The sequence below is a fragment of the Streptomyces sp. DSM 40868 genome, assembly GCF_011820545.1.
Taxonomy (GTDB): Bacteria; Actinomycetota; Actinomycetes; order Streptomycetales; family Streptomycetaceae; genus Streptomyces; species Streptomyces eurythermus.
Window position 1 is genome coordinate 6,454,948 of the sequence record NZ_CP050504.1, and the last position, 17,815, is coordinate 6,472,762.

The following is a 17,815-nucleotide window of genomic DNA, read 5'->3' on the forward strand; positions in this document are numbered from 1 at the left end:
TCCGGCGATGCCCGGTGCGGCGACCCCCGGTCCGACGATCCCCGGTGCGGTGCTGGGAGCGACTCCCGGAGAGTCCCCTGGTCACGCCGGTCCGGGGGGCACACCGGCCGCGTGCCGTACCCCGGCTCCGGCTCGGGCGGGCCGCTGGTCCCGGGGGAGAGCGGCAGCCCGCAGTCATGGCGGCTCTCCGCGCCGATGTCTTAGTGGAGAGCCGCATCGGCGGACACCCGTCCGCCGCCCTGGCGACGGACGGCCGCCCCGTGCCCCACCTGGCCGCAACCGTCCACTTCCCCTGCCTCGGCCTGCTCGGCGCCGGCCTGTTCGACAGGGGCCGGCCCGGCGCCGGTCGGCGGCCCTGCCCTGCCCTGACCGGAGCTGTGCGGGGCGAGGCGGACGACCGCGCGCGAGCCGCCGGCCGGTGAAAGGGACCCGGCTTCGCGCGCCCCACCGGAACGAGGCAGGACAGCCACCGATGCGGCAGCCGAGGGAGTGTTTATCGTCAGGAAGACGACTATGATCGCGGCATGCCCTACGACCCGTCAGCCTTTCCGCCCTTCGCCGTCACCGTGGATCTGGTCGTGCTGACCGTGCGCCGCCATGCCCTGTGCGCGCTGGCGGTACGCAGGGGCGAGCCCCCCTTCCAGGGGCGCTGGGCACTGCCCGGAGGCTTCGTACGGGCCGACGAGGACCTGACCCAGGCGGCGGCGCGCGAACTGGCCGAGGAGACCGGTCTTTGCGCCCACGACCCCGCCGCCCCGGCCCAGGACAACGGAGCCCACCTGGAGCAGCTCGCCACCTACGGCGACCCCGAGCGTGACCCGCGTATGCGCGTGGTCAGCGTCGCGCATCTCGCGCTCGCACCCGACCTGCCCGCACCGCGCGCCGGCGGCGACGCGAGCAACGCGCGCTGGGCCCCGGTCGAGGAACTGCTCCAGCAGGACGGGTACGGCCGTGACGGCGAACCCGTGGCACCGCTCGCCTTCGACCACGCCCGGATCCTCGCGGACGGAGTGGAACGCGCCCGTTCCAAGATCGAGTACTCGTCGCTGGCCACCGCCTTCTGCCCGCCCGAGTTCACGGTCGGCGAGCTGCGCCGGGTGTACGAGGCGGTGTGGGGCGTCGCGCTCGACCCGCGCAACTTCCACCGCAAGGTGACCGGCACCCCCGGATTCCTCGTCCCCACCGGAGGGACGACCACGCGCCAGGGCGGACGTCCGGCCCAGCTCTTCCGGGCCGGCGGCGCCACGCTGCTCAACCCGCCGATGCTGCGCCCCGAGGTCTGAGACACGGCAGAGCGGCACGGGTGATCGTCTGACCCGTACCCGCTACCGGTCTGCTTGCTACTGGTCTGCTCGTTGCTCGTTGCCCGCTACCGGTCTGCCGGCTGCCCGCCGGGCTGTGCGTGTCGAGTTCGGGCTCCATCGAACGGCGGAAAAGGAAGGAAGCAGGTCGCACGCGCCTTTCCGCAAATCGCCTTATACCCGAAAAACCAGACATGTCGCGCTATCTTGCATCAGGTGATCGAGGCCTTCGGACTGACCAGCAATCCCCGCAAGGCGCATCCGCCCGCCGTCGACGATGTCTCCTTCGAGGCGCGTGCCGGGCAAGTCACCGCGCTCCTCGGACGCGCCGGCGCGGGCAAGACGACGACGCTCAGACTCATGCTCGAGCTGCAACAAGGGCGCGGCATCACCTACTTCAGAGGCCGTCCCCTGCACCGGATCGCCCATCCGGCGCGAGAAGTCGGCGTACTCCTCGGCGATGTGCCAGGCCATCCCGCCCGCTCGGTCCGCGGTCATCTGCGCATGCTGTGCGCGGCATCGGGAGTTCCCGCGCGGCGAGCCGACGAGGTGCTCGAAGTGGTCGGTCTCGTCAGCCTCCGCGAGGAACGACTCGGGACGCTGTCGCGCGGGATGGACCGCAGACTCGGTCTCGCCTGTGCCCTGCTGCCCGACCCGCACACGCTCGTCCTGGACGAACCCGCGGACGGCCTCTCCGCCCGGGAGGCCCAGTGGCTGCACGGCATGTTGCGGGCCCATGCCGACCAGGGCGGCACGGTGCTGTTCACCACGGCCGAGCCCAAGGAGGCGGCACGCACCGCCGACCGGGTCGTCACCCTCGACGGCGGCAGACTCGTCGCAGACCAGGAGGCAAGGGTGTTCGCCCGCACCCGGCTGCGTCGGCGAGTGGCCGTCCGCAGTCCCCATGCGGCACGCCTCGCGGCCCTGCTGACCAGGGACGCCCGCACCGCCCGTCGTTCCGTCGAAGTCGTACGGGAGGGCGGCAACCGCCTGACGGTGTACGGCAGCACGACCGCCGACGTCGGCGAGATCGCCTTCCGTCACGGCATCCTCGTCCACCAACTCGCCGAGGAGGTGGGTGACATGGGGCCGGGCGCCGGAACCGGGGGCGACGACGGCGCGCGCCCCGCCGGACCGCGGCCGCCCGTACCGGACTCACCGCCTGCCAACCAGTGGGCCAGGCCGGAGCAGGACCCGGCGGCGACGGGTGTCGCGTACGGGGAGCGGAAATCCGCTCAGGCCGGCCGAGTGCCGAACGAACGCGGCCGCACGGCGCCGGAATCCGCCCGCGACGGCCGCCCCGTCGGATTCAGCGGTGCACCCGAAGCCCCGGCGCGCAGCGCGCACGACGTGTCGGCGGAGCCGCGACACGCGAGGCGGTCCGGCCCACGGGAGAGCGCGCGGACCGGCTTTCCGGCGGCGGAACCACGCTCCGCGGAGCCGGTGACGGAGCCGCGCACCGCCTCATCCGACCGGGCGGCGGCCCAACTCCGCTCGACAGCCCCGGACCGGCCCACGCCGGAGCCGCACAGACCAGCGCAGGGCCTGTCGACGGGGAACGCCACGGCGTCCGGGCACCCGGCCGGGCAACGGACACGCACCCAGGCCGTACCGCCGACACCGGGCGCGGAACCAGCGGTGGCCGACGTGCCGCCGACCGCCGAAGGGCGGTGGGAGTCCGGCCGTTCGGCCTCGCAGCGGGCGGGGAGCGCCGACGGCGGGCCGACCCACGACGCCGCTCGGCGGACCCAACCGGCCCGCCCCGCGACCGCCCCCGGCGTTTCACCGCGCGACGCGGCCCCGTCCGCCGCGGCGTTCCCGGCCGACGGCACGGCGCCCACCGTCACCGCGTCCGGTGCGAACGGCACGGTCGGCGAGGCGGGGGAAAGAGCCGCGCGGCAGCCGCACCGGCACACCGACACAGGGGCCGGCACCCGGAACGGCGGCAACGACGGCCGCCCGCGGACCGAGGCCACGAGCGTCACCGGGGAGGGGGGCGGCGATGGCCGCTCCGCCGGTTCGGCGGCCGGCCCGGAGACCGGTTCCGGCGTGGACACGTCGCCCTCCGGACCGCGGACCGACGGCACGCCAGCCCCCGCGCCGACCAGCTCCGGCACTCGCCTCCTCCTCCCGGGGGCCAGGAACCCCGGCGCCCGGAAGGAGCGGGACGACCACGCCGGCCGTTCGTACGGTGACCGCGCCGCCACCGTGATCTCGCCTCTCCCGCCCCCCATCGCCGTCCGCCCCGCCCCGAGCCCCCTGCGTCCCCTCCGCTACGAGATCCGGCGCGCCGCCGGCATCGGCACCGGCTTCCTCACCTGCGGCGCCGTACTCGTCGTGTCCGCGCTGACCGCTGTCCTCCTCGCCAGGATCGGGCACACCCCGCAGGCGCGGCTGTTCGCGGCCTGGCCGCGGGAACTGCCGCTGCCGCCCGCGGCGCTCGGGTCGGGACTGCTCGGCGCGCTGGCCTTCGGCGACGAGTTCCGCCATCCCGCCCTGGCGGCCGACCGCGGCACCGTCCCCCGCCGGCTGGGGCTGCTCACCGCGAAACTGCTCGTCTCCGGAGCCACCGCGGGGCTGCTCGCCTTCCTCACCCTGGGCTGCGACGCCGAGGTGCTCTACCTCGTCTACGGACGGGAGCTGACGGAAGTTCCCGCGGACTGGCTGTCGCTGACCGCGAGTTGGTTCGGCCTGGTCGTCGGCTGTTCCTGGGCCGGGGTGCTGGCGGCCGGCGTGTTCCGGTCCACCACGGCCGGACTGGCCGCGGTCCTCGCCGTACCCGTCCTGGTCGTACCCCTCGTCCACAAGGCGCTCCAGAGCCCGGCCGTGCGCATGGCGGCGGACTTTCCGGTGCGGATGCGGGAGGTCCTTCTGCTGCAGTGGCCCTTCGGAGGGGAGCGGTACCTGCTCGCCGTCGCGCGGGTGGTCGCCCAACCGGTGGGCGGGGCACTGGCGTTGTCGCTCGCGGGTCTCCTCTGCGCGTATCTGCACACGGCGCTGCGGACCCGGCTGCGCTGACCACCCTTCGTTCACTTCCGGTCCTGCTTTGCCCACAACTCCCCGCGGAAAGCCCATTTCTTTCCGATAAGGCGTCAATTGCGACGGGGTGAGCGATCACCCTTTCGTGTGCTTTTCACCAAAGACCTCAAGGGAGTTGGAGGCGGCGCCGACAAAGGATCCGTGAGTACCCTTGCGCACACCATGATGACCGCCGCCCGCTCCACAGACTCAGGTCTGGCCGGCCCGGGCGAACTCGACCGCTACCCCTACGCGGAAGGCCCGGTGGCCGACCGCGTCGGCACGCCCGCCTGGGACGGCGGGGAACCCGAGCTGGGCCGGGTCAGCCGGCGGGCCGCGGCCAGCCGCGGACGCGGGCTGCACGGCCAACTCGTCCAGCAGCTCGGACAGATGATCGTCTCCGGCGATCTGGGCGCGGACCGACCGCTGGTGCCGGAGGAGATCGGCCAGCGCTTCGAGGTCTCCCGCACCGTCGTCCGCGAGTCGCTCCGGGTCCTGGAGGCCAAGGGCCTGGTCAGCGCCCGCCCGAACGTCGGCACGCGGGTACGCCCCGTCAGCGACTGGAACCTCCTCGACCCGGACATCATCGAGTGGCGGGCCTTCGGGCCGCAGCGCGACGACCAGCGCCGGGAGCTCAGCGAGCTGCGCTGGACGATCGAGCCGCTGGCCGCCCGCCTCGCCGCCGGACACGGGCGCGAGGAGGTGCAGCAGCGCCTGTGCGACATGGTCGAGATCATGAGCCACGCCATGGCGCAGGGCGACGCGCTCACCTATGCGCGCGCGGACACCGAGTTCCACTCGATGCTGATCCAGATCGCGGGCAACCGCATGCTGGAGCACCTCTCCGGCATCGTCTCGGCGGCACTCCAGGTCTCCGGCGGCCCGGTCACCGCCTGTGACCGCCCCAACGAGGCGTCCCTCGCCCAGCACGCGCGGATCGTCGACGCCCTCGGTACCGGCGACGGCACGGCGGCGGAGACGGCCATGCGTCAGCTGCTGACGGTCCACCCGGAGGTGGAGCGCGTGGTGCCCGCCCCGCGCGAGCACTGACCCGCGAGGGACGTGGTGCGGTCGCCGGTGTGTGACGTCCCAGTAGTGCTCGCGGCGGCGCCGGGCCCGGGTACCGGCCGCCGCCGGACCTCGCCGGACCTTCTGGAGTCCGGCGGAGTCCGGCGATGCGGCAGCCCCCTGCGTTACGGGGGGTGGCCGGGTTGGCGGCCACTGGTGATCTCATCTGCACATGTCTGACCGCTTTTGACCACTTACGGGGTGTGACTCGGGCCACGCAGAATGGGCGTAACGCTCGTGGAGACAGCGCGATGACCTAAGAGGTGATAGCCGCGGAGGGAATACGGACGCCGTGCATGGCGCTGTGCATCTTCCCGGCCCCCGCCCGCGCCGTCGGCCCATCCCCAGGCCGGTGGTCGGCTCCTGTCCGCAGTGGACGGTGCCGGAAGCCGTTTTCCAACGTTCCGAGAGGTTGTTCGTGTCGGCCAGCACATCCCGTACGCTCCCGCCGGAGATCGCCGAGTCCGTCTCTGTCATGGCGCTCATTGAGCGGGGAAAGGCTGAGGGGCAGATCGCCGGCGACGATGTGCGTCGGGCCTTCGAAGCTGACCAGATTCCGGCCACTCAGTGGAAGAACGTACTGCGCAGCCTCAACCAGATCCTTGAGGAAGAGGGTGTGACGCTGATGGTCAGTGCCGCAGAGCCCAAGCGCACCCGCAAGAGCGTCGCAGCGAAGAGCCCGGCCAAGCGCACCGCCACCAGGACGGTCGCGGCGAAGACGGTGACCACCAGGAAGGCCACCGCCACCACGGCCGCCCCCGCGGCGCCCACCGCCGCGGCCGCAGCCGATTCCGCCGAGGAAGCCGCAACCGCCAAGAAGGCCGCCGCCAAGAAGACCACGGCCGCCAAGAAGGCGACCGCCAAGAAGACCGTCGCCAAGAAGACGGCCGCCAAGAAGACCACCGCCAAGAAGGACGACGTCGAGCTTCTCGACGAAGAGGTCCTCGAGGACACCAAGGTCGCCGACGAGCCCGAGGGCACCGAGAACGCGGGCTTCGTCCTGTCCGACGAGGACGAGGACGACGCGCCCGCGCAGCAGGTCGCCGCGGCCGGCGCCACCGCCGACCCGGTCAAGGACTACCTGAAGCAGATCGGCAAGGTCCCCCTGCTCAACGCCGAGCAGGAGGTCGAGCTGGCCAAGCGCATCGAGGCGGGTCTCTTCGCCGAGGACAAGCTGGCCAACTCCGACAAGCTCGCCCCGAAGCTCAAGCGCGAGCTGGAGATCATCGCCGAGGACGGCCGCCGCGCCAAGAACCACCTCCTGGAGGCCAACCTCCGTCTGGTGGTCTCCCTGGCCAAGCGCTACACCGGCCGCGGCATGCTCTTCCTGGACCTCATCCAGGAGGGCAACCTCGGTCTGATCCGCGCGGTCGAGAAGTTCGACTACACCAAGGGCTACAAGTTCTCCACGTACGCCACCTGGTGGATCCGCCAGGCGATCACCCGCGCCATGGCCGACCAGGCCCGCACCATCCGTATCCCGGTGCACATGGTCGAGGTCATCAACAAGCTCGCGCGCGTGCAGCGCCAGATGCTCCAGGACCTGGGCCGCGAGCCCACCCCGGAGGAGCTGGCCAAGGAGCTCGACATGACCCCGGAGAAGGTCATCGAGGTCCAGAAGTACGGCCGCGAGCCCATCTCGCTGCACACCCCGCTGGGCGAGGACGGCGACAGCGAGTTCGGTGACCTCATCGAGGACTCCGAGGCCGTCGTGCCCGCCGACGCGGTCAGCTTCACGCTTCTGCAGGAGCAACTGCACTCCGTGCTCGACACCCTGTCCGAGCGCGAGGCCGGCGTCGTCTCCATGCGCTTCGGCCTCACCGACGGCCAGCCGAAGACCCTCGACGAGATCGGCAAGGTCTACGGCGTGACGCGTGAGCGCATCCGTCAGATCGAGTCCAAGACCATGTCGAAGCTGCGCCACCCGTCGCGTTCCCAGGTGCTGCGCGACTACCTGGACTAGGTCGCTACAGCTCCACCAGGTCGCACATACGACGCCGAAGGCCCGGCTCCCCTCAGGGAGGCGGGCCTTCGCGCTGCGCGATCCCGCTCGGTGGATCACTCTGGGTCCCCCAGGAAGACCTGAGAGTGAGGAGCATGCATGCGCCGTTCCCTTGCCCGGGCACTGGTCCGGCCGCTGGCACTGGCGGCCGCCATGGCCGCGATGCCGCTGATGGGTGCGGCCCCCGCAGCCGCCGGCGGCGTGGTCGTGGGAGGTTTCCCGATAGACGTCTCCGAGACCCCGTGGACGGTCGCACTGGCCAGTCGTGACCTGTTCGGCGGAGCGCGGGCGGGGCAGTTCTGCGGCGCTGTGGCCATCGGGCGGACCACGGTGCTCACAGCGGCCCACTGTCTGAGCGAGGAAGCCCTCGGGGTGCCACCGAACCGGGTGCGCGACCTCAAGGTCATCGCGGGCCGCACCGACCTGCTGTCGACGGAGGGCGAGGAGATCGCCGTACGGGAGGTCCGGCTCAACCCCCGGTTCGATCTCACGACCAACTCCGGGGACTTCGCGGTCCTCGTGCTCGCCCGGCCGCTGCCGCAGAGCGCGGTCATCACCATGGCCCGCGCGGGCGACCCGGCCTACCGGCCCGGTACGGAGGCACTGGTGTCCGGATGGGGCGACACGACCGGCGAGGGAGCCTATGCGCGGCGGCTGCGGGCCGCACGCGTACGCGTGCTCTCCGACGACGTGTGCGCCAAGGCCTACCCGGGCGGCCCCGAGGGTGCCTACCGGGCCGCCACCATGCTGTGCGCCGGGGAGGTCGCCGGAGGGCCGGACGGCTGCCAGGGGGACAGCGGAGGCCCGCTGGTGGCCGCGGGACGGCTGATCGGCCTCGTGTCGTGGGGGAGCGGCTGCGGGCGCCCGGACCACCCCGGCGTCTACACGCGCGTCTCCGAGGTCGTACGAGCGCTGGAGCCGGCCACAGGGGCCCGGAAACGGCCCTCCGGCGGCTCGTAGCGCGCTTGAGGGGGTAATGAGCACGGGCGGCCGCTCCTGGTGGGGAGCGGCCGCCCGATCACCGGCCTGTGCCGGGGCTGGCTCGTCGTGTGTGCGAGATTCAGCGCTCTTCTTCGGAAGCGGTGCCCGGAACGGACGTCAGTCGCTCGGTCTCGTCCTGTATCTCAGCGGCGATCTTCTTGAGTTCCGGCTCGAACTTGCGACCGTGGTGGGCGCAGAAGAGCAGTTCTCCGCCGCTGAGCAGGACGACGCGCAGGTATGCCTGGGCGCCGCAGCGGTCGCAGCGATCGGCGGCCGTCAGCGGGCTCGCGGGGGTCAGAACAGTAGTCACGTCGCCTCTTCTCTAGCTCGACGAGCTGTCGTACCAGGGTCAACATCCAACCAGCCCGAAAACGTTCCCGCTCGTGGCCTTTCCGCGAAAATTTTTTTCCGGGGACGGTCGTCTGCTGCCCGTTGGCGGCGAATGTGCCGTATTGCGTGTCTTGTATGCGTACGGGTTCGCGCTCTCTTGCGGTCTTGTCCTCCCGGCTGGGTTGCCGGTTGTTCATGAGGACGTGCCCGGAGCCTAAATGGTTCATGCCCCAAAGGGAACGTGATATGTGCTTCACTCCATCGAGGGATCGAACAAGCATGCGAGGCTGGACTAGGGTGAGGTGGCGACGAGGGTGGCGTTACACCGGCTCTACCAGGGCTCGGTACCCTCTGAGCGGCGACCGAAGCCGCCCCCTTACCCAGAAGGGGGCCATCTGAAATTCAGCGAGGAGCGAACCGCGTGACCGCCGAGACGTCCGTGCCGTCCACAGCGCTGCTGGCAGGAGCAGACCGCGACGGTTCCAACTACACCGCGCGGCACCTGCTCGTCCTCGAGGGCCTGGAAGCCGTGCGCAAGCGCCCCGGCATGTACATCGGCTCGACCGACAGCCGTGGTCTCATGCACTGCCTGTGGGAGATCATCGACAACTCGGTGGACGAGGCCCTCGCGGGTGTCTGCGACCGCATCGAGGTGATCCTGCACGACGACGGCTCCGTGGAGGTGCGGGACAACGGCCGCGGCATCCCCGTGGACGTCGAGCCGCGGACCGGCCTGTCCGGCGTCGAGGTCGTCATGACCAAGCTGCACGCGGGCGGCAAGTTCGGCGGCGGCTCCTACGCGGCTTCCGGCGGTCTGCACGGTGTCGGCGCCTCCGTGGTCAACGCGCTCTCCGCCCGCCTCGACGTCGAAGTGGACCGCGGCGGCCACACGCACGCCATCAGCTTCCGGCGGGGCGTGCCCGGTGCCTTCGCGGCCGACGGTGCCGAGGCGAAGTTCGAGGCCAAGAGCGGCCTGCGCAAGACCAAGAAGATCCCCAAGACGCGCACCGGCACGCGCGTGCGCTACTGGGCCGACCGCCAGATCTTCCTCAAGGACGCCAAGCTCTCCCTGGAGACCCTCCACCAGCGCGCCCGGCAGACCGCGTTCCTGGTCCCCGGCCTGACCATCGTCGTCCGCGATGAGTTCGGCCTCGGCGAGGGCGGCAGCAAGGGCGAGGAGTCCTTCCGCTTCGACGGCGGCATCAGCGAGTTCTGCGAGTACCTGGCGAACGACAAGGCGATCTGCGACGTCCTCCGCTTCTCGGGCAAGGGCACCTTCAAGGAGACCGTCCCGGTCCTGGACGAACACGGCCAGATGACCCCGACCGAGGTCACCCGCGAACTGGGCGTCGACATCGCGCTGCGCTGGGGGACCGGCTACGACACGACGGTCAGGTCGTTCGTCAACATCATCGCCACCCCCAAGGGAGGCACCCACGTCGCCGGCTTCGAACAGGCCCTCACGCAGACGCTGAACGACGTGCTGCGCGCGAAGAAGCTGCTGCGCGTGGCCGAGGACAACATCGTCAAGGACGACGCCCTGGAGGGCCTCACCGCCGTCGTCACGGTCCGCCTGGCCGAGCCGCAGTTCGAGGGACAGACCAAGGAGGTCCTCGGCACCTCGGCCGCCCGCCGCATCGTGAACAACGTGGTCAGCAGCGAGCTGAAGGCATTCCTGACGGCCACCAAGCGTGACGCCGCCGCCCAGGCCCGGGTCGTCATGGAGAAGGTGGTCGCCGCCGCCCGCACCCGGGTCGCGGCCCGCCAGCACAAGGACGCCCAGCGCCGGAAGACCGCCCTGGAGTCCTCGTCCCTGCCGGCCAAGCTCGCCGACTGCCGTAGCGACGACGTCGACCGCAGCGAGCTGTTCATCGTCGAGGGCGACTCCGCGCTCGGCACGGCCAAGCTGGCGCGCAACTCCGAGTTCCAGGCCCTGCTGCCGATCCGCGGCAAGATCCTGAACGTGCAGCGGTCGTCGGTGACCGACATGCTCAAGAACGCCGAGTGCGGGGCGATCATCCAGGTCATAGGAGCGGGCTCCGGCCGCACCTTCGACATCGACCAGGCCCGCTACGGCAAGATCATCATGATGACCGACGCCGACGTGGACGGCTCGCACATCCGCTGCCTGCTGCTCACGCTGTTCCAGCGCTATATGCGGCCCATGGTCCAGGCCGGCCGGGTCTTCGCCGCCGTGCCGCCGCTGCACCGCATCGAGCTGATCCAGCCGAAGAAGGGCCAGGAGAAGTACGTCTACACGTACTCCGACCGCGAGCTGCGCGACAAGCTCATGGAGTTCCAGAGCAAGGGCATCCGGTACAAGGACTCCATCCAGCGCTACAAGGGCCTGGGCGAGATGGACGCCGACCAGCTGGCCGAGACCACGATGGACCCGCGCCACCGCACCCTGCGCCGCATCAACCTCTCCGACCTGGAGGCCGCCGAACAGGTCTTCGACCTGCTGATGGGCAATGACGTGGCCCCCCGCAAGGAGTTCATCTCCAGCTCGGCGGCGACGCTGGACCGCTCCCGCATCGACGCGTAACCGCCGCGCCGAGCACCGGCCGACGGGGCGGAAGCCGCTGGGCCGGGGATGGAAGCGGCTCGGCCGACGGGACGGAATCGGCTGGCCGGCCGGGTGTTGGTGACCGGCCGGCCGGCGTGGTGGGCGGGACTCTGGCCGGTGGTGCCTAGGGCCCGCCTGGGGCCGCGCGGTCAGGGGCGGGGCGGTCAGGGGCGGGGCGGCGCCGGAGACCGACCGGCGAGTTCCGCGTCGGCGGACTTTTCCCGTCGAGCGCCCAGCCCCGCAGCACCGGGCCCTCGGGCGTCGTCGTCGGCTTCCGCCCCTGCGGTGCCCGCTCTGCCCTGGCCGCGCCGATCTGGTCGCTGCACCCCGCACGGCGCGCCTACGCATCGCCCCCCAGCACACCCGAGCCCCGCCCCACCCCTGTGACCCGGAGCGTTTCTCCACCCGTGGGTGGAGGCGGCCGCTCCGGGGTTCCACCCGTGATCCACCCCGGGGCCGATCAGCTGACCTGCGAATTTCCGTAGCTTTGAAGGCGTCGGGAGCGCTCGCTCCGGCCCACCGCTCACGGAGGCTTCAGATGACCGGGCTCGTCAACGCGCTGGCGATCGTGGCCGTCGTCGCCGTAGTGATCGTCAGGCAGTTCCGCGCCCGCGCGATCGACACGGACCGGCGCTGGTGGCTGCTGCCCTTGGTCCTCGTCGTCGTCGCGCTGCGCGAACCCGGCATACTCGACGCCCACCACCGCGTGGAATCCGCCGCCCTGCTCACGGCCGAACTCGTCATCGGCCTGGCCACCGGCGTCGGATGGGGCCGGACCACCCGGCTCTGGACGGCGCCGGACGGCACGGTGTGGGCCAAGAGCACCAAGGCGAGCATCGCCGTATGGACCGTGGGCATAGCCCTGCGGGCCGGTGTCTTCGCCTTCGCCGCCGCACTCGGTCTGCACCAGGACGGTTCCGCGCTGATGCTCGGCCTCGCCGGCACGCTGCTGGTCCGCGGCGAGATCCTGGCCTGGCGGGCCCAGTCCTCCGGTCCGGCGAGGCGCCCCGCCCCGGCATACGGTGGCGACAACCCGTCGGCCTGGAAGGAGCGCGTGTGACAGAGAACGCCTGGACGCGCTGGCCGTCCCGTGAAGCGCTCGGCCCCATGGGCATCAGCCGGCCCCGGCGGCTGCTCGCCTGGACGGTCCGCCTGCTGGTGCTGTCCATGCTGCTGTGGGCCGCCTTCAGCCAGCGGCACGTCGGCCCCTGGGGAGCGCTCGCGGCAGGGGCGGGAGTGGCACTCGCCGCTCTCGTCTCCTGGGCCTTCTTCCGGATGACCTACGAGCACCGGCTGGTGCCGTCCCTCACGCTCATGGGTGTGCTCCTCGGTATCGCGGCCACGGCCGAGGCGACGGGATTCAGAGGGCCGGCCCTCGTCATCTGGTGCGGCTGCGGAGTCAGCGCGCTGGAACGGCTGCCGCTCGGAGTAGGAGTCCCCGCCGCGTCGGCGGCGCTGGCCTCATACTCCGCGTTCACCGATGACGCCTGGCTGACCACGGCCGCCACCGTGGCCGGCCTGGCCCTCGCCGGGTACGTCCTGCGGCTGGACGCGGAAGCCCGGGGCAATGCGCAGCGGCTGCTCGCCCAGGAGCGTGCCGCCCGCGCGGCCGAGGCCGAGTCCGCCGCGCTCGCAGAGCGGGCCCGCATCGCACGGGAGATCCACGACGTGCTGGCACACAGCCTGTCGGCGCAGCTCGTGCACCTGGAGGCGGCACGGTTGCTGATCCAGAACGGCGCGGACCGGGAACGGATCCTGGAACGCGTGGTGGCCGCTCGGGGGATGGCCCGGGACGGACTCGCCGAGACCCGGCAGGCGCTGTCCGCGCTGCGCGGCGAGCTGACCCCGCTGGAGGACTTCCTGACCGAACTCGCCCGCACGGCCGACGGCACCGAGGTCACCGTCACGGGTGAACGCAGACCCCTGCCGGCCGAGGCGTCCCAGGCCGTGCGGCGGGTGGCACAGGAGGCGCTGACGAACGTCCGCAAGCACGCCCATGGCGCCAGAGTGGATGTCCGGCTCGACTACAGCGAGCACGAAGTCACGCTGAATGTCCGGGATTCGGGCGGGCGGCCGAGCGAACTCGACGGATCCGGAGGCGGGTACGGTCTGCTGGGCATGCGTGAGCGCGCCGAACTGCTCGGCGGTTCGCTGGACGCGGGGCCGGATGAAGAAGGGTTCGTGGTGACGCTGAAGGTGCCCGTATGACAGGGACGGAGGGGCAGGAGAAGATCGCGCGGGTGGTCGTCGCCGACGATCAGACCGTGGTCCGTGAGGGCATCGTGATGCTGCTGGGACTGCTTCCCGGTGTGGAGGTCGTGGGTGCCGCGGGCGACGGCGAGGAGGCCGTGCGGCTGGTCGGTGAACTCGCGCCGGACGTCGTCCTGATGGATCTGAGGATGCCGCGCTGCGACGGCGTCGAGGCCACCCGGCGGATCCGGGCGCGGTACCCCGGGACCCAGGTCGTGGTGCTCACCACCTTCTCGGACGACGAGTCGCTGTTTCCCGCGCTGCGGGCCGGTGCCCGGGGGTATCTGACCAAGGACGCGGACGGTGACGAGATCGTGCGTGCCGTGCACAGCGTGCTGTCGGGCGACGCCGGGCTGTCGCCGAGCGTCCAGAGACGGCTGCTGGAGCGGCTGTCGCAACCGGAGCCGGAACCCGCACCAGCGGCGGACGAGGCACCCGACGGGCTGACCACGCGGGAGATCGAGGTTCTGGTGCTGATCGCCGAGGGGCTCAGCAATCAGCAGATCGCTCGCAGACTGCATGTGTCGACCGCGACGGTGAAGACCCACATCAACAACCTCTTCGCCAAGGCGGGCCTCAAGGACCGGGCGCAGGCCGTGCGGTACGCCTACAGCAAGGGGCTGGCGCAGCCGCCCACCCGGTGACCAGCTCCTCACCGTCGTCCTCCTCCCACGCTCCTCCTCAGCACGTCCTCACCTGGACCTCTGCCCGCATGCGAGGCTGTGCGGCTGCGCGGGACCGGGCGGCCCGCCCGCCGACTACTCCCAGGGCGACAAGTCCCTGTACGCCCAGGCCGTCAAGAGCACCCTTCGCATCGTCGACGCGGGCAAGTGACCGCCGCCCGCCGCGCGCTCAGGCGTGGGTCGCCCACACATAGCGGTGTTCCGGGCGGCCGGCGTCGCCGTACTTGAGGGTCAGCCGGGCCCGGCCGGTGCGCTCCAGCAGCTTCAGATACCGCTGGGCGGTCTGCCGGCTCACCCCCGTCCGCTCGGCGATCTCCTGCGCGGACAGCGGGCGTTCGGCGCTCAGCAATGCCTGGCGCACCAGCTCGGCCGTCGTGGGGGAGTGTCCCTTCGGCAACTCGGGTTCCGACGGGGCGGACAGCGCGCCGAAGATCCGGTCCACCTCGGCCTGCTCCGCCTCGCCGCCGCCGTCCAGGGTGCGACGCAGCTCGGCGTACGCCTCCAGCTTGGCCCGCAGCCCCGCGAAGGCGAAGGGTTTCACCAGGTACTGCAGCGCCCCCTGCCGCATGGCCGCCTGCACGGTCGACACGTCCCGTGCCGCCGTCACCATGATCACGTCGGCCTGGTGGCCGCGCCGGCGCATCTCACGGACCACCGCGAGACCGGTGTCGTCGGGCAGGTAGTGATCCATCAGGACCAGATCGAGCCGCGGCAGGCTCTCCACCTGACGCAGCGCCTCGGCCGCGCTGTGCGCCTCGCCGGCCACATGGAAACCGGGCACCTTCTCGACGTAGGCGGCGTTGACGCGGGCCACACGGGTGTCGTCGTCCACGACCAGGACCTCGATCATCACGCCTCCTCCTCGGCGCCGGCGACGGTGACCATCGACGTCCCGGCAGACTCCTCGGATCCCGCGGGCACCGGTTCGGGCTCGGTCAGCGCCTCGGGAAGCACCACGGTGAACTCCGCGCCGCCGCCGGCCGCCGGGCCCACGGTCGCACTCCCGCCCTGCCGCTCGGCGAACCGCCGGACCAGGGACAGCCCGATGCCCCGCTTGCCGTGCGCGGGCGGCTTCTTGGTGGACCAGCCCTCCGTGAAGATCAGCTCGCGTCGGTCCTCCGGCACTCCGGGACCCGTGTCGCGTACCCCCAGGACGACCGCACGGCCCTCGGCGCGCAGTTCGACCTCCACGCGCGCGTGCGGGGTGGCCGCGACGGCGTCGAGGGCGTTGTCCACGAGGTTGCCCACCACCGTGACCAGCCCCCGCGGATCGATCAGCCGGTCCGGGAGCCGGGTGCGCTCCGACACCCACAGCGCGACCCCGCGCTCGGCCGCCACGGTCGCCTTGCCGACCAGGAGCGCGGCCAGCAGCGGGTCCTGGATCCGCTCCGTGACCTGCTCGGCGGTGGCCCGGTGGTCCCCGACCACCTCGCCGACGAACTCCACGGCGTCGTCGTACATCTCCAGCTCCAGCAGCCCCAGCAGGGTGTGCATGCGGTTGGCGTGTTCGTGGTCCTGGGCGCGCAGCGCGTCGATCAGCCCGCGCGTGGAGTCCAGTTCCCGTCCCAACTGCTCCAGCTCCGTGCGGTCGCGCAGGGTGGCCACGGCACCGCCGTCGCCGGTGGGCATGCGGTTGGCGACCAGGACGCGCTGGCCGCACACGGTGAGCAGGTCGGTGCCGGTGACCCGGCCGGCCAGCACATCCGTCGTACGGCCCGTGCCGAGCGCCTCGTCCGGGGTCCGCCCGAGGGCCTCGTCGCCGATCCCGAGCAGCCGTCGTGCCTCGTCGTTGAGCAGGCGGACACGGCCGCCCCGGTCCAGCGCCACCACCCCCTCCCGGATGCCGTGCAGCATCGCCTCACGCTCGGCGAGCAGCGCCGAGATGTCGGAGAAGGCCAGGTCACGGGTCTGCCGCTGGACCCGCCGGGAGATCAGCCAGGCGGCCAGCGCGCCCACCGCCAGGGCACCGCCGGCGTACGCGAACAGTCCCGGGATGGCGCTGATCAGCCGCGCCCGCACACTGTCGTAGGCGATGCCGACCGAGACCGCGCCGACGACGTGGTGGCCGGCGTCGTACAGCGGCACCTTGCCGCGCGCCGAGCGGCCCAGGGTGCCCCGGTCGATCTCCATGACCTCCTTGCCGGCCAGGGCGTCGGACGGGTCGGTGGAGACGCGCCGGCCGATCTCCGAGGGCGTGGGATGCGACCAGCGCACCCAGTCGCGGTCCAGCACCACGATGTACTCGGCGTGCGTGGCCCGCCGGATCCGCTCGGCCTCCCGCTGCACGGGGCCGTTCCCGCTCGGGGCGGTGGTCCGGACGCCCTCGGCGATCTGCGGGTCCTGCGCGGTGGTCTCGGCGATGGCCAGCGCCCGCCGCATCGCCTCCTGGTCCAGCTGTTTGCTCAGCGGTGCCAGGAACAGCCCGGTCGCGAGCACCGCGACTCCCGCGGCGATCGCCACCTGCATCAGCAGCACCTGGGAGAACATCCGCCGGGGCAGACCGAGGCGCAGACGGCGTACGGGGGGAGTGGAGCGCATACCCATGACGGTACGTGGGGCGGCCGGAAGCCCCCAGCGGGTGTGGTGTGGTTCTCTTGATCAGCTGTTGATCAACATGGACGGGGCACGGGCCGGGTCAGCTCGCCAACGCCGACGGCCGCAGCTCGCGCACCTCGACCACGTCCATCCGCGCGGGCGTGCCGAGCACCTCCGCGCCGCAGCTCTCCGGGCGGGGCGGCAGGGACGCGCCCTGTGCCACGGTGACCCGCCACCGGCGGCCGTCGGCGTGGGCGACGGTGACCTCCCAGCGCGGAGCCGTGCCCTCGGTCCGTACGACGCTCAGCACTCCCGCCCGGTACTCGTCCGCGGCCGTCCGCACGGCCAGCTCCGCCGCCTGGCCGGGCCGCTCCCACGCGGAGCACCCCCGGCATCCCTCGACCAGCACGCGCCCCTCCTGGGCGCCGTGCAGGGCCTCCTTCACGGTGTGGGCCCCGGCGCGGCCGTAGGCGTAGCCGTACGGCAGCACGAGGACCGTGGGCGCGAACCGATGTCCACCCAGATGGGTGACCTCCCAGACGCCGCGAACCCCCGACGCGACCAGCTCCGCGGCGAGGGGGCGGCCCAGGAGGGCGCAGCAGCGGTCACGCTTGCCGTTGGTGCACACGAGCGCCAGCGGGTCACCCCGGTGGGGCCGTCCGCCGAGCACCGTGCCGAAGGACCGGTGGTCGCCCGCCCCCAGCGCGGCGAAGTCCAGGTCGAGCAGGCGCCGCGGGTCGACGGTGCTGGCACGGTGCAGCCACACCCGCCCGGGAACGGTGTGCGCGGCGTACACCTGCCGCACCGGGGGCGGCCCGGGGTCGGCGTGGCGCCCGGGACGGCGGATCAGCGCGATCCGCACGCCGGTTCCGTCGGCGGCGGCCTCCAGCGCACGGCCCAGCGCGGGGTCGAGATGGCTGGACGTCAGAGCCCTGGCACCCCAGGGGCCCGGCTGTTCCAGCAACAGCCACGTCGTCGCCGTGGCAGCCGTACCGGAAACCGGCTCGTCGAGCACGCGGGAGACGGTCGCACACCTACTCACAGAGGTGAGCCTAACCTGACTTGACCGGCGGTGACTTGT

14 protein-coding genes are annotated in these 17,815 nt (G+C 72.1%); 10 read left to right on the forward strand and 4 right to left on the reverse strand.

Annotated features, from left to right (window positions below; all coding sequences use genetic code 11):
* Positions 1 to 203 precede the first annotated feature (203 nt).
* The 6 genes from HB370_RS29390 to HB370_RS29415 all read left to right on the forward strand — a co-directional run bounded on the left by HB370_RS29390 (position 204) and on the right by HB370_RS29415 (position 8,349).
* Entirely contained in the window at positions 204 to 422 is a 219-nt protein-coding gene (locus HB370_RS29390) for a hypothetical protein (protein WP_030785393.1), read from the forward strand.
* A 102-nt stretch (positions 423 to 524) separates the two neighbouring features.
* The gene (locus tag HB370_RS29395; protein WP_030785387.1) at positions 525 to 1,283 is read left to right on the forward strand and encodes an NUDIX hydrolase; all 759 of its coding nucleotides are present in this window, start codon (positions 525 to 527) and stop codon (positions 1,281 to 1,283) included.
* A 234-nt stretch (positions 1,284 to 1,517) separates the two neighbouring features.
* Positions 1,518 to 4,319: an ABC transporter ATP-binding protein gene (locus tag HB370_RS29400; protein ID WP_030785384.1), complete on the forward strand. Its 2,802-nt coding sequence runs from the start codon at positions 1,518 to 1,520 to the stop codon at positions 4,317 to 4,319.
* A 162-nt stretch (positions 4,320 to 4,481) separates the two neighbouring features.
* A complete protein-coding gene (locus HB370_RS29405) occupies positions 4,482 to 5,369 on the forward strand; it encodes a FadR/GntR family transcriptional regulator (RefSeq protein WP_030785381.1) in 888 nt (295 codons plus the stop codon).
* Between the two features lie 436 nt (positions 5,370 to 5,805).
* Positions 5,806 to 7,350: an RNA polymerase sigma factor gene (locus tag HB370_RS29410; protein WP_030785378.1), complete on the forward strand. Its 1,545-nt coding sequence runs from the start codon at positions 5,806 to 5,808 to the stop codon at positions 7,348 to 7,350.
* Positions 7,351 to 7,488: 138 nt separating this feature from the next.
* Positions 7,489 to 8,349, forward strand: a complete 861-nt coding sequence (locus HB370_RS29415; RefSeq protein WP_030785375.1) for a serine protease — start codon at positions 7,489 to 7,491, stop codon at positions 8,347 to 8,349.
* A gap of 100 nt (positions 8,350 to 8,449) precedes the next feature.
* Here HB370_RS29415 and HB370_RS29420 read toward each other — a convergent pair whose 3' ends face one another.
* Entirely contained in the window at positions 8,450 to 8,680 is a 231-nt protein-coding gene (locus HB370_RS29420; protein ID WP_030785372.1) for a hypothetical protein, read from the reverse strand.
* A gap of 441 nt (positions 8,681 to 9,121) precedes the next feature.
* On the opposite strand from HB370_RS29420, the gene HB370_RS29425 reads away from it, so the two are divergent.
* From HB370_RS29425 to HB370_RS29440, 4 genes are all read left to right on the forward strand, one after another.
* On the forward strand, positions 9,122 to 11,245 hold the full coding sequence (locus tag HB370_RS29425) for a DNA topoisomerase IV subunit B (protein ID WP_030785369.1): 2,124 nt from the start codon (positions 9,122 to 9,124) through the stop codon (positions 11,243 to 11,245).
* Between the two features lie 559 nt (positions 11,246 to 11,804).
* Positions 11,805 to 12,326: a DUF1453 family protein gene (locus tag HB370_RS29430; RefSeq protein WP_030785366.1), complete on the forward strand. Its 522-nt coding sequence runs from the start codon at positions 11,805 to 11,807 to the stop codon at positions 12,324 to 12,326.
* Positions 12,323 to 13,474 (forward strand): histidine kinase, encoded by a 1,152-nt coding sequence (locus HB370_RS29435; RefSeq protein WP_030785363.1) that lies wholly within the window; start codon positions 12,323 to 12,325, stop codon positions 13,472 to 13,474. The genes HB370_RS29430 and HB370_RS29435 overlap by 4 nt, the downstream gene beginning before the upstream one ends.
* Positions 13,471 to 14,160: a response regulator transcription factor gene (locus tag HB370_RS29440; RefSeq protein WP_030785361.1), complete on the forward strand. Its 690-nt coding sequence runs from the start codon at positions 13,471 to 13,473 to the stop codon at positions 14,158 to 14,160. Before HB370_RS29435 ends, HB370_RS29440 begins: the two co-directional genes overlap by 4 nt.
* A gap of 208 nt (positions 14,161 to 14,368) precedes the next feature.
* Here the strand turns inward: HB370_RS29440 and HB370_RS29445 are convergent, their stop codons facing one another.
* The 3 genes from HB370_RS29445 to HB370_RS29455 all read right to left on the reverse strand — a co-directional run bounded on the left by HB370_RS29445 (position 14,369) and on the right by HB370_RS29455 (position 17,776).
* Positions 14,369 to 15,049, reverse strand: a complete 681-nt coding sequence (locus HB370_RS29445) for a response regulator (RefSeq protein ID WP_030785359.1) — start codon at positions 15,047 to 15,049, stop codon at positions 14,369 to 14,371.
* Entirely contained in the window at positions 15,049 to 16,737 is a 1,689-nt protein-coding gene (locus HB370_RS29450; RefSeq protein WP_208974454.1) for a sensor histidine kinase, read from the reverse strand. The genes HB370_RS29445 and HB370_RS29450 overlap by 1 nt, the downstream gene beginning before the upstream one ends.
* A gap of 97 nt (positions 16,738 to 16,834) precedes the next feature.
* Positions 16,835 to 17,776, reverse strand: coding sequence for a sucrase ferredoxin (locus HB370_RS29455; RefSeq protein WP_030785356.1), 942 nt, complete (start codon positions 17,774 to 17,776; stop codon positions 16,835 to 16,837).
* Positions 17,777 to 17,815 lie beyond the last annotated feature (39 nt).